This window comes from Deltaproteobacteria bacterium (genome assembly GCA_009930495.1).
In the GTDB taxonomy this organism is placed as follows: domain Bacteria; phylum Desulfobacterota; class Desulfovibrionia; order Desulfovibrionales; family Desulfomicrobiaceae; genus Desulfomicrobium.
The window spans coordinates 1-12,794 of sequence record RZYB01000069.1; the positions used below are offsets into that span (position 1 = coordinate 1).

General features: G+C 55.9%; 7 protein-coding genes. 6 read left to right on the forward strand and 1 reads right to left on the reverse strand.

Translation table 11 applies throughout. The features are described 5' to 3' along the window. The 5 genes from EOL86_07500 to EOL86_07520 all read left to right on the forward strand — a co-directional run. Positions 1-1,656 (forward strand): phosphoenolpyruvate synthase (locus EOL86_07500; protein NCD25422.1); only part of this gene is annotated, 1,656 nt, incomplete at its 5' end. 394 nt (positions 1,657-2,050) lie between these two features. Then, positions 2,051-2,302, forward strand: coding sequence for a hypothetical protein (locus EOL86_07505; GenBank protein NCD25423.1), 252 nt, complete (start codon positions 2,051-2,053; stop codon positions 2,300-2,302). Next, complete coding sequence (locus tag EOL86_07510) at positions 2,299-3,177, forward strand: NAD(P)-dependent oxidoreductase (protein ID NCD25424.1); 879 nt, start codon at positions 2,299-2,301, stop codon at positions 3,175-3,177. The genes EOL86_07505 and EOL86_07510 overlap by 4 nt, the downstream gene beginning before the upstream one ends. Before the next feature lie 8 nt (positions 3,178-3,185). Next, positions 3,186-6,566: a PAS domain S-box protein gene (locus tag EOL86_07515; protein NCD25425.1), complete on the forward strand. Its 3,381-nt coding sequence runs from the start codon at positions 3,186-3,188 to the stop codon at positions 6,564-6,566. After that, positions 6,566-7,978, forward strand: a complete 1,413-nt coding sequence (locus EOL86_07520; protein ID NCD25426.1) for a sigma-54-dependent Fis family transcriptional regulator — start codon at positions 6,566-6,568, stop codon at positions 7,976-7,978. The genes EOL86_07515 and EOL86_07520 overlap by 1 nt, the downstream gene beginning before the upstream one ends. A gap of 3 nt (positions 7,979-7,981) precedes the next feature. On the opposite strand, the gene EOL86_07525 is transcribed toward EOL86_07520, so the two are convergent. After that, on the reverse strand, positions 7,982-8,176 hold the full coding sequence (locus EOL86_07525) for a hypothetical protein (protein ID NCD25427.1): 195 nt from the start codon (positions 8,174-8,176) through the stop codon (positions 7,982-7,984). A 786-nt stretch (positions 8,177-8,962) separates the two neighbouring features. On the opposite strand from EOL86_07525, the gene nifJ reads away from it, so the two are divergent. After that, on the forward strand, positions 8,963-12,607 hold the full coding sequence (gene nifJ / locus EOL86_07530) for a pyruvate:ferredoxin (flavodoxin) oxidoreductase (protein ID NCD25428.1): 3,645 nt from the start codon (positions 8,963-8,965) through the stop codon (positions 12,605-12,607). The last annotated feature ends 187 nt before the right edge of the window (positions 12,608-12,794 follow it).

Consider the following 12,794-nt stretch of genomic DNA (forward strand, 5'->3'; position numbering starts at 1 on the left):
CAGGGAACCCTGGAGAACGTGGTCAGCACCAAGCTTTCGGCCCTGGAAGCCGATCTGACCAAGATCGTGTCCGAACAGATGGCCACTGGAACCGTCTCCCTGGATATCAAGTTGCGCAGTTATGTCGGCATCGTCACCGGTCTGGCTCACAAAATGGAGGAGTTGACCGAACGCGAAGGGGCCAAGGGGACCGACGAGGTCTTGGCCATTCATCGTCAGTTGCGCGAGCTCGACAAAAAATTGGACGAGCATCTCGAGTTCGCCACCCAGCGTTTCGAGGTTCTCAAGACTTCGCATTGCCTCAAGGATCACGTGGCCGTGATCATGGGCTACGCCGACGAGTTGGAAAATTTGGGTATCGATTCCCAGTCTCAGCGCCGTCGTTTGGAAATTCAGGATTCCATCGCCGCCACTGTGGCGCGCATTGCCCAGCAGCCGGTCATTACCGAAACCCTGGCCAAGATATCCGCGCTGCGCGAGGATGTGGCCAAGAAAGTCGGCTTGCAGCAGGAAATGGAAGCCGTGCGGACTCTGCCCCGGAAGATCGAGGAAATCCTCAAGTCTCGTGGCTACCGTAGCGGCAAGGAGCTGTATATCCAGAGCTTGGCCCAGGGCTTGGCCCTGTTCGCCATGGCTTTTCATAGCAAAACCATTGTGTACCGCACCACGGACTACAAGACCAACGAATATCGGAATTTGCTGGGTGGTCTTTTATTCGAGGGCGTCGAGGACAACCCGATGCTTGGTTATCGTGGTGTGTCCCGCAACATCCATGACTGGGAACTGGAAGCCTTCAAGCTGGCCCGTGGCGCTTTTGGCGGCGTGAACCTGCATCTCATGCTGCCCTTCGTGCGGACACTGGAAGAAGCCAGGTCCCAGAAACGGTATTTGGAACAGGTCCACAATATTCATTCCGGGGACAATGGCCTAAAGCTTATCCTGATGTCCGAGATTCCCAGCAACGCCGTGCTGGCCAAGGAATTTCTGCGTGAATTCGATGGCTTCTCCATTGGCTCCAATGACATGACACAGCTGGTTCTGGGCACGGATCGTGACAATGCCCGACTGCGGCACATTTACGACGAGGAAGATCCGGCCGTTGTCTGGGCCATCCTGACCACCATTTTCACGGGCCAGAAGTTCGGCAAGAAAGTCGGCTTTTGCGGTCAGGGTGTGTCCAATTCCAAGATTATCCGTGGCTTGGTCTGCATTGCCGGCATTGTTTCCGCTTCGGTCGTGCCCGACACATATCAGCAGACCAAGCTCGACGTGGCCGAAGTCGAGTCGGAGAACATCACGTTGTCCGGTCTTGGTGCCTGGCTCAAGGAACAACATCTGGACCGGCTGCACATGCTCCTGGCGGAAAACCGCTATGAACATATCCTGAAGAAGAACACCTCGGCTTCGGATTTGATGGAATGGTACGAAGGGGAACTGGCCCGCCTTCATGAGCAGATGCAGTCCAATCTTGGCAGCGCCAAGGAAGAGTTTTATCGGCAGGAATTGGCGAGTTTCCGCGCCATTTTCCATAAGCCGGTCATTTACGCCAACTGGGAGTGGGAAACGACCGTGCTTGACGCCTTGCATCAGGCCGGTTTCGCTTCGTACGACGAGCAGGCCCAGGCCCTCGAGGCGCAGCGTTCCCACTCTTGGTGATCGGAGCGTTTCGGGGTTCGTTTTGGCGATTGCTGGTAATGGCACAAAAAAGGCATGGGCTCCCTCGGGGGCCCATGCCTTTTTTCATCATGGCTGGAGCGAGTCGGGAAGGGGAGGTTAGGCCCGCCGCGCGCTTTTGTTGATTGTTTCGACCAGGCTGGCGGCTGCTTGGGTCGAGGCGGCCAGTTGGGCCTGATCATCCAAGATTTGAGCTTTTGGCCAGCGACATCTATGATATGAGATAGTTGCCTTTTGTGAGAGCTGGGAAATCTTGGCCAGCATGACGGACATGGCCTCTTCCGAAATGATGACATGCCCGCATTCAGGACATTTGGGTGCTGGGACGTCTTCGAAGCAAAACAAGTGGTTGCGACATTCCATTTGGTAAGAAATAATGCTTTCGGTAACTTGGTCACAACCACATTTTGTGCAAATCATGGAAACCTCGCTTCGGCAAAATGTGAAAAATCGAATAATTTTTTTTTATAAACATGATCAATCTTTTTGGCAAGGTGTTTACTTGGCTGATTTCCTTATTTTTTCAGAATTTGTTGTGATCATGCCATTTTTATCTTCGCGGGTTACTGGTCGTGAAAATGAAAATGGCATTGATTTTGTAATGATTATTCGCATGGAGGGACTATGAGTTCGATCGGATGGGTTGGAATTGGCGTAATGGGTCGGTCCATGTGCGGCCATTTGTTGCGTTCCGGGCACTCGGTCAAGGTACATACCCGAACCAAGTCCTCGGCCGAGGCAATCCTGGCCGAGGGGGCGGTCTGGTGTGACCGACCAGGCGATGTCGCGCGCGACGCGGAATTCGTGTTCACCATTGTTGGTTATCCGGCCGATGTCCGCGCCGTCTATCTGGGCGAGGGCGGGATAATGGATCAGGCCGCTCCTGGGAGCGTGGTCGTGGACATGACCACGTCCGAACCATCACTGGCCATGGAAATCCATGGCGTGGGACAGGGTCGGGGAATTTTCGCATTGGACGCGCCTGTGTCGGGCGGAGACCTCGGCGCCCGGAACGCGAGCTTGGCGATCATGGTCGGTGGGGATCACGCCGCTTTTGATCGTGCCTTGCCGCTGTTTGCATGCATGGGCCAGAATATTCGTTTGATGGGCGGCCCCGGAGCTGGGCAACATACCAAGATGAGCAACCAGATTCTGATCGCGGGAACCATGGTCGGGGTCGTGGAGTCCCTTTTGTACGCCGAGCGGGCCGGGCTTGGCATGGACGCGGTGATTGATGTCATCGGGAGTGGCGCGGCAAGTTCGTGGTCCATCAATAATTTGGGGCGCCGTATCGCGCACGACGACTTCAATCCGGGTTTTTATGTCAAGCATTTTGTCAAGGACATGGGTATAGCCCTGGCCGAAGCCAAGCGCATGCACATTGCATTGCCAGGTCTGGCCCTTGTCGAACAGCTTTACATCGCGGCAATGGCACAAGGATTGGAAAACATGGGGACGCAAGCTCTGTACACGGCCTTGCATAATATCAACAGATCTCGATAACGAAAGCAATGGTACAAGGATTCATCCAGCGTTTATTTTTTGTCCTTGTGCTCTTCTTTTCTTTGGCTCACTGGGCTTACGCAACAGATGAGCCAAAGAAGAATGTTCTTTTTTTGAATTCATATCATAATGGTTATGCATGGTCGGACACCATTCTCGATGGCGCCAGGGATACATTTCTGCGGAGTAAAAGAAATATCTATCTCCAGATAGAATACCTGGATTCCAAACGTTACTACGAGCACGAAATTAATGATGCCTTGTTCGATTACTATAAGTTCAAATTCAAGGATACGAAGTTCGATTTGATCATTGCCTCGGACAATCATTCCTTTGATTTTGTCATCGAGCATGGGGCTACCCTTTTCCCCGATGTACCCATTGTTTTTTGCGGTGTGAACGACGTCGAGGCCAAGGATATCCCCATGCGCGACCGTATGACCGGGATTTTGGAAAATTTCGATGTCGTGGAAAACATCCGCATGGCCATGCTTTTTCATCCTGGGAAGAAGCGCCTCGTGGTCATTGGGGATAAAAGTCTGACCGGCGCGGCCATTGCCAACCAGGTTCGGGCACAGCTTCATCTTTTGCCCCGCGATTTTCCGGTCGATTTTTTGGATGATTTCACGCTGGATGAGTTGATCGTCAAGGTCCGGGCGGCCTCGTCGGACAGCATTTTTTTCTTTATTCCGTTTTACAAGGATGTCGGCCAAGAGGTCTATTCAGCCCAGGATCTCTTGCGGATCGTTTGGGAAAAGACGCAGGTTCCCCTTTATGGCGCCTGGGATTTTTTGTTGGGCTCGGGACTTGTCGGCGGCAAGATGATCAGTGGGTATGCCCATGGGCAGGCCGCGGCGGAAACCGGACTGCGGATTCTTGACGGGGCCCGCCCCGCCGATATTCCCGTGGTCACCACTCCGGAACAACCGGCCATGTTTGATTACGAGGTGTTGACCCAGCTGGGGATCAATCGCGATCTGCTGCCCGAGGAGAGCATTCTGATCAACGAGCCCTCCCCGTTTTACTCCATCAACCGGCACCAATTTTGGACGATCATTGTCAGCCTGATCGTGCTCTTCGTGGTGCTGATGTTTCTGGTCATCAATATCTGGGAGCGGAAGCAAATCGAAGTCCGCATCAAAAACCAGTTGTCTTTTTTGCGAACCCTCATGGATACGCTGCCCATTCCCATCTATTTCACGGATCGGGATGGACAACTTACCGGGATCAATCGCGCTTTCGAAAGCTGGTTCGGGGTACGCTGGCCATCCGAAACCGCGCCGGGTGCTTTGTTTTCGTTGGCCGAATCGCGCTTTGTGCCGTTGTTGGACAAGCGCATGGATTCCTTTGAAGCCCAGGTTCGCCATGGCGACGGAAGTACCCGGTCCGTTGTTTTACACAAGGCGACTTACACCGATGCCCAAGGCGTCAACGCGGGTATCGTCGGGGTTATCTACGATATTTCCGACCGCAAGAAAGCCGAGGATGACTTGCGCGCGGCCGAGGAAAAGTACCGCAGCATTTTTGAAAATTCCGCGCTGGGTATTTTTCGGACCGCTCCGGATGGAACCTGGCTTGACGCCAACCCAGCCTTGGCCCGCATGCTGGGATATTCCAGCCCACGGGAGCTCATCACCGAAAACCCAAACATTGCATCGCTGTACCATCAGCAAAGCGATCGTCTGCGGGTGCTGGAGCTGTACGCGCAAAGCACGGGCACCATTGAGTTCGAAGTGCTGTTCACGACCAGGAGCGGGACGGTGATCACGGCCAACCTGAACGCCCGCGCCGTGCGTGGCTGTGACGATGATTTTTGTCTGTACGAGGGGTTCGTGGAGGACGTCACCGATCGCAAGGCTGCGGAGCTGGCCTTGGCCGCCTCGGAATCCATGTTGCAGCTCGTCCTGGACACCATTCCGCAGCTGGTCGACTGGAAGGATCGTGATTTGCGCGTTATCGGGGCGAACCGAAATTTTCTGGCCCATGTCGGCCAGCCCGACCTGAGCGCCATCACCGGCAAGGTGTTCGACGATTTCGCGCCGGACAGGGACGAGGCCCGGCGCATGGCAAGCCTGGATCGGGAAGTGGTCGAGTCCAACGAAGCGCGTTTTCTGTTGCGCTGGGAAGCCCGGAACGCGGCTGGTGAAACAGTCTGGTTTCTGGTCAACAAGGTTCCGTTGCATGATCCGCATGGCGAGGTGGTCGGCGTGCTGAGCACGGCCGAGGACATCACCCAGACCATGCGCCTGGAAAAGCAGCTGCTGCAGTCCCAGAAAATGGAGGCCATCGGCACCCTGGCTGGGGGCATCGCCCACGATTTCAACAACATCCTGACTTCGATCATGAATTCCACGGAGCTCGCCATGGAGGACATCCCCGAGGACAGCCTCGTCTGGAAAGATTTGGACCGCTGCCTCAAGGCCGCCACGCGTGGCAGCGGCTTGATCAAGCAGATCCTGACGTTCAGTCGCCCGACGCAAGAGGGCTTCGTGCCCACGGATTTGCGCGACGTGGTCGACGAGGCCGTGGCCTTGATCCGGGTGTCGCTACCCCGCAATATCTCCGTGCTGGCGTCCATTGATCAGGATCTCCCGTTTTGTCTGGCCGATCCAACCCAGATTCACCAAATTGTCATGAACCTGGTCACCAACGCCTTTCAGGCCATGGGCGAGCAGGGCGGCGTCATTTCCCTGAAGCTGCAATCCCAGATCCTGGACCGGGACGATCCCCGTCTGGGCAACATGGAGCCCGGGGCGTATTCGGTGCTGTCCATCGAGGACAACGGGCCGGGTATCGCGGAGTCCATCCAGGATAAAATTTTCGATCCGTTTTTCACCACCAAGGGCAAGGGCGAGGGCACGGGCCTGGGCTTGGCCGTGGTCCATGGCATTGTGCGCAGTCATGATGGGGATATCCATTTGTTCAGTCAGCCCGGTTGCACGCGGTTCGAAATTATCCTTCCGACCTTGCGGGATATGTGTCTGCTTCCCGGGGAGTGCTCGTCCATGGTCGTAACGGGGACGGAACGCGTGGTGTTCGTGGAGGACGACGAGGACCAGGTTCAGATTGTTCCCCGCGTCTTGTCCCAATTGGGGTATCATGTGTACCCATTTGGAAATGGGGCCGAAGCCGTCCGGGCCTTGTGCACCGATGGGCTCGATGTTGATCTGGTGATCACGGATTACGACATGCCGGGCATGAACGGCTTCGAGGTCGCCAAGGCCGTTGGATTTTGCCGCCCGGAAATTCCGGTGATTCTGGTGTCCGGGCGTAAGCGGGCGGCTGAATTTTATGGACAGGCTGGAAATATCAAGTTTTTTCTTGGAAAACCGTATAACAAGGACATGCTCGGGCGCGCCATTCGGGATGTCCTCGACAAGGATGCGTGATGGCCAGGATTCTGATCATCGACGATGACCGCCAGGTTTGCGAAACATTGGAAAGCATGGCCGTGCGTCTGGGGCACGAATGTTTTTCCGCCCTGAGCCTGCACAACGGCCTGGAATTGTTGGAGCGGGACCACATCGATATTGTCTTTTTGGATGTCCGCCTGCCCGACGGCAATGGCTTGGACGCCCTGGGGCGGATTCGGGGACGCCTGGCGCCGCCGGACGTGATCGTTCTGACCGGCCAGGGCGATCCCGAGGGCGCCGAGCTGGCCATTCAAGGCGGGGTTTGGGATTATCTGGTCAAGCCGTCACCCATCAAACAGATCAAGGAAACCCTGAATCGCGTCTTGGCCCATCGGACCGAAAAGCAGGCCCAGGCACCACGTCAAAATCTGGACTTGAGCGGGATTGTCGGCGCCAGCGCGGTCATGCGGCAGTGCTACGAGCGCGTGGCCCAGGCCAGCGGATCGGACACCACCGTGCTGGTCACGGGAGAGACGGGCACGGGCAAGGAACTCATGGCCCGGACCATCCACCGCAACAGCCCCCGTTCTGGACGGGCCTTCGTGGTCGTTGACTGCGCGGCCCTGACGGAAACCCTGCTGGAAAGCATTTTGTTTGGCCACACCAAGGGATCTTTCACCGGCGCGGCCAAGGATCGTGTCGGACTGATCAAGCTGGCCGATCGGGGCACTCTGTTTTTGGATGAAATTGGAGAATTACCGCTTTCGGCGCAAAAGACATTTTTGCGGGTGCTTCAGGAACGCCGATTTCGTCCGGTGGGTTCGAATCTTGAGCTGGAAAGCGACTTTCGGCTGATTTGCGCCACGAATCGGGATTTGGCGGCCATGGTTCAGGCCGGACAATTTCGTCAGGATCTGTACTACCGCATAAACACGATCCATATCGTCCTGCCTCTATTGCGGGAACGGGAGGACGATATTGGAGAATTGGCCAAATATCACATCGACCGGCTCTGCCACCAACGCAACCTTCCGGAGAAGGAAATGGATCCGGGCTTCGTGGCCGCGCTCAAGCAATACGATTGGCCGGGAAACGTGCGCGAACTGTTCAATACCATTGAACAGTCGTTTGTGTTGTCCGGCGGGGAAAAGACGGTTTACGCCCAGCATCTACCCCAAGCAGTCCGTATTCGGGTCGCAAAGACCATGCTGGCCAGGAACAAGGAAATTCCCGAAGGCTTGAATTCGGTCATTGATACGGCGGTGGACGCGGATCGAGGCGTGGAGAGGGGGGAAACGCTCAAGGAGTTCAAGCAACGGATGGAGCGCGAATACCTCGCGCGGTTGCTATGGGCGCATGGCAAGGACATTCAGAAAATGGTGACCATTTCTGGATTGTCCAGATCGCATTTGTACGCGATCCTGAAAAAGCACGGGCTTGAGCCCTAGGCGTTATTCTTCTTCCTGTTCCGTGCCCAGCCAGTATTCTTTCCAGGAATCCACGATATATTCGGTTTTCACCAAGACATTGTCCCCCTCGTTGATGCGCTGCCGCTGAATCGGGGTGAGTAATTGTGACAACTGCATTGTTTCATTTTGAGACAATCCCTTGATCACGCCATTTTTGGTTATGGTTTTTCCTTTCATGTAAACCTCTACATTTTTAGGTCATTATCGATTCGTTTCAACGAAGGATGCGTCGCACGCATTAGACGATGCAAACTGATTGCCAAAATCGATGGCGGTCCGGAAAGGGGGGGCGGCGGTCGTCTCCCAGCCAGGTGCATGACTGGGAGGCCGCGAACAGAGAGGAGGAAAGCCGGACAAATCCAAAAAATCGTGACGCGGAACGGGGTGATTCCGCGTCTTATGACAGCCGGGGCACGACAGGAGGGAGATGGGCATGCCGTGGAGCCCTTGGTTGCCTTCGAAAGAAACTTCTCAAAATAATGGTTGTTCAGTCAACCAAAATTTGCGAACATGAAAAAAATTTGTCCGAATTTTCAGACTTTCGAGAAAAACGCCTGGCTGGCTCGCGGGGTAATTGACTGTCCAGGGCGAGCTGCATTGCTTGGTGTCGTTTGGTCTTATTATTTGTCGGACTGACGTCCGAAAATTCAGACACAATGCGTTCTTGAAGGATTTTAGCCATTAACCTGATTTTTGGGCACGTTAACCGGTTATCGGTTGTGCATTTCCAGGAGAAAAATAACGTGCTACAGACGCAGTGGAAATGATGTTGTCTTTTTTTCCGGACTAGACGGCGGGGAGGTGAGAAGTTTTTGGAACGGACACGAAATTTATTTTTTATTCTATTGAATTTTATGTAGATTTTCGAGATGGCATACTGCTTGTTTAAGAGGCGCAGTCCGGGCGTTTTCCGCCACCGGACGACCGCCTGAAACACCAAACTGGCTTTTAGGAGATAACTACATGGCCAAAAATATGAAAACCATGGATGGGAACACCGCGGTCACGCACATTGCCTACGCGATGAGTGATACGGCCGCCATTTATCCGATCACCCCTTCCTCGACCATGGGCGAGATCGCGGATGAGTGGGCTGCCCAGGGCCGTCTGAATATTTTCGATCAGAAGGTGCTGGTCCGCCAGCTCCAGTCCGAGGCGGGCGCCGCGGGCGCCGTGCATGGCTCCCTGGCTGGTGGCGCCTTGACGTCGACCTTCACGGCCTCCCAGGGCCTCTTGCTCATGATTCCCAACATGTACAAGATTTCCGGCGAACTGCTGCCCGGCGTCTTTCATGTCAGCGCCCGGGCCATTGCCGCTCATGCGTTGTCCATTTTCGGCGATCATCAGGACGTCATGGCCTGTCGTCAGACCGGATTCGCCATGCTGGCTTCCAGTTCCGTGCAGGAATGCATGGATATGGCCTTGGTCGCGCATCTGGCCTCCATTGAGTCCAGCGTTCCGTTCCTGCATTTCTTCGATGGCTTTCGGACTTCCCACGAGATCCAGAAGGTCGAGGTCATCGACTACGAAGATATCAAAAAAATCGTCAATTACGAGGCCATCGCGGATTTCCGTTCCCGCGCCATGAGCCCGGCCAATCCGACCATTCGCGGCACGGCGCAGAACCCCGACATCTACTACCAGGGCCGCGAGGCCGCCAACGCCTATTACGATCAGGTACCTTCCATCGTCGTCGATCAGATGAAGAAAGTCGCCTCCATCACCGGTCGCTCGTACAAGCCTTTTGATTATGTCGGCCATCCCCAGGCGGAACGCGTCATCGTGGCCATGGGTTCCGGTTGCGAGACCATCGAGGAAGTGGTGCGTCACCTCGTGGCCAAGGGCGAAAAGGTTGGTTTGGTCAAGGTTCGTCTGTACCGTCCGTTCGTGCCCGAATATTTGCTCCAGGTTCTGCCGGCCACGGCATCGGTCATCACCGTGCTCGACCGCACCAAGGAACCCGGCGCCAAGGGCGACCCGCTCTACAAGGATATCTGTACCGCCTACATGGAACGCGGCGAGATGCCCGAGATTGTCGCCGGCCGTTATGGCCTGGGTTCCAAGGAATTCACCCCGGCCATGGTCAAGGCTGTCTACGATAATATGTTGGTCGCCCAGCCCAAGCATCATTTCAATGTGGGCATCGAGGACGACATCACCCACACGTCCCTGGATGTGCCCGCCTTTGCCGACACCACGCCCGCCGGCACCGTGCAGTGTAAGTTCTGGGGCCTGGGTTCCGACGGAACTGTCGGCGCCAACAAGGAAGCCATCAAGATCATCGGCGACAACACCGATATGTACGCCCAGGGATACTTTGCCTACGATTCCAAGAAGTCCGGCGGCATCACCGTGTCCCACCTGCGTTTCGGCAAGGAGCCCATCCAGTCCACCTATCTGGTCAACGCCGCCGATTACATCGCCTGTCATAAATCCAGCTACGTGCACACCTATGACGTTCTGGAAGGCATCAAGGACGGTGGAACCTTTGTCCTGAACTCCAATTGGACCGTGGAGAGCATGGAAAAGGAACTTCCCGCGTCCATGCGCCGCGCCATCGCCAAAAAGAATCTCAAGTTCTACAACATCGATGCCGTCAAGATCGCGAGCCAAGTGGGTCTGGGCAACCGCATCAACATGGTCATGCAGACCGCTTTCTTCAAGCTGGCCGACGTCATGCCGTTCGAGGAGGCCGTGGCCCTGCTCAAGAAGTCCATCAAGAAGGCCTACGGCAAGAAGGGCGACAAGATCGTCAACATGAACATCGCCGCCGTGGATCAGGCCATCGAGAATCTGATCGAAATCAAGTATCCCGCTTCCTGGGCCGAGGCTGTCTGTGAACAGGTCGTGGAAAAGGACGAGCCTGATTTCGTCAAGAACGTCATGCGTCCCATTTTGGCGCAGAAGGGCGACAACCTGCCCGTGTCCGCCTTCGAGCCGGATGGCCTCTTTCCGGTGGGCACTGCCCAGTATGAAAAGCGCGGCGTGGCCATCAACGTTCCCGAGTGGATTCCGGAAAACTGTATCCAGTGCAATCAGTGTTCTTTTGTTTGTCCGCACGCGGCCATTCTGCCCGTGCTGGCCACCGACGAGGAACTGGAAGGCGCTCCCGCTTCTTTCAAAACCCTGGATGCCATGGGCAAGGAACTCAAGGGCCTTAAGTTCCGGATTCAGGTCAACACCCAGGATTGTCTGGGTTGCGGTAACTGCGCCGACATTTGTCCGGCCAAAACTCCGGCCCTGGTCATGAAACCCCTGGAAACCCAGATCGAACAGGAAATTCCCAATTACGAGTTTTCGACCACCGTGTCCTTCAAGGACAACCTCATGCGTCGCGACACGGTCAAGGGCAGCCAGCTGCAGAAGCCGCTCTTGGAATTCTCCGGCGCCTGCGCCGGCTGCGGCGAAACTCCGTACGTGAAGGTGCTGACCCAGCTTTTTGGCGAACGCATGATCATCGCCAATGCCACGGGCTGTTCCTCCATCTGGGGCGCTTCCGCTCCGACCACTCCGTACACGGTTAACGCCGACGGGCATGGCCCGGCCTGGGGCAACTCCCTGTTCGAGGATGCCGCTGAATTTGGTTTCGGTATTCAGATGGCTTACGAGCAACGGCAGGAAAAACTGGTCGACCTGGTGTCGCAGGCCCTGAAAGGCGATTTGTCCGAGGACTTGGCCGAGGCGTTCACGGGGTGGCTGGAAAATCGCCGCAACGCCGAGCAGTCCAAGGAATTCGGTGACACGATCCGCAATATTCTGGCCTTCACCAACCGCAGCGCGCTGCTCGATGAAATCTACGAGCGCGAGGAGCTGTTCACCAAGAATTCCTTCTGGATTTTTGGCGGTGACGGCTGGGCTTACGATATCGGCTATGGCGGGCTGGATCATGTTCTGGCCTCTGGCGAAGACATCAACGTTCTGGTGATGGACACGGAAGTGTACTCCAACACTGGCGGTCAGTCCTCCAAGGCGACGCCGCTTGGTTCCATCGCCAAATTCGCGGCCGCGGGAAAGAGAACGGGCAAGAAGGATCTGGGACGCATGGCCATGAGCTACGGCTATGTCTACGTGGCCACGGTTTCCATGGGCTACGACAAGCAGCAGCTCTTGAAGGCCTTCCGCGAGGCCGAGGCGTATCCCGGACCGTCCCTGATCATTGCGTATGCTCCGTGCATCAATCAGGGCATCCGCAAGGGCATGGGCAAGACCCAGCTCGAATCGAAGCTGGCCGTCCAGTCCGGATACTGGCCGCTGTATCGTTTTAATCCGATGCTGGCCGATGAAGGCAAGAATCCGTTCACCCTTGATTCCAAGGCTCCGGACGGAAGCATTCAGGAGTTCATGGCCAACGAAAACAGATACGCCCTGCTCGAAAAAATCGCGCCCGAGGCTTCCAAGCGGCTGCGGACCCAGATCGAGCAGGAGTATTTGGAGCGGTTCGAGATGTATCAGTATCTCGCCAAGATGGAACCGGCCGCGGTCAAGGCTGACGCCAAGCCCGCGACCGCCGGCGCCGATGGCGGGGGCTGCACGCTGACCGCGACAGCCGAGCATTCCGGGGCGAACAAGAAGGACGAGCCCTGCAATGACGGCCGCGAAGGCAAGTAGGTAGAGGCATGCCGCCGGGCCACGGATAGGGGTATTCGTGGCCCGGCGGCCTTTTTATCGGTTTTTGTAGGAGGGAGATATGTCAATTCCTGTATTGGCGATGGTGGCATTATTGCCGATTTTGGTGGCTCTTGTGCTCATGGTCGGCATGCGCTGGCCGTCGACAAAAGCCATGCCCCTGGCGTGG

Coding starts and splice junctions, on each gene's coding strand:
- EOL86_07505 (NCD25423.1), top strand. CDS start 2,051: ATGCTTTCGGTAACTTGGTCACAACCACATTTTGTGCAAATCATGGAA.
- EOL86_07525 (NCD25427.1), bottom strand. CDS start 8,176: ATGAAAGGAAAAACCATAACCAAAAATGGCGTGATCAAGGGATTGTCT.
- EOL86_07520 (NCD25426.1), top strand. CDS start 6,566: ATGGCCAGGATTCTGATCATCGACGATGACCGCCAGGTTTGCGAAACA.
- EOL86_07515 (NCD25425.1), top strand. CDS start 3,186: ATGGTACAAGGATTCATCCAGCGTTTATTTTTTGTCCTTGTGCTCTTC.
- nifJ (NCD25428.1), top strand. CDS start 8,963: ATGGCCAAAAATATGAAAACCATGGATGGGAACACCGCGGTCACGCAC.
- EOL86_07510 (NCD25424.1), top strand. CDS start 2,299: ATGAGTTCGATCGGATGGGTTGGAATTGGCGTAATGGGTCGGTCCATG.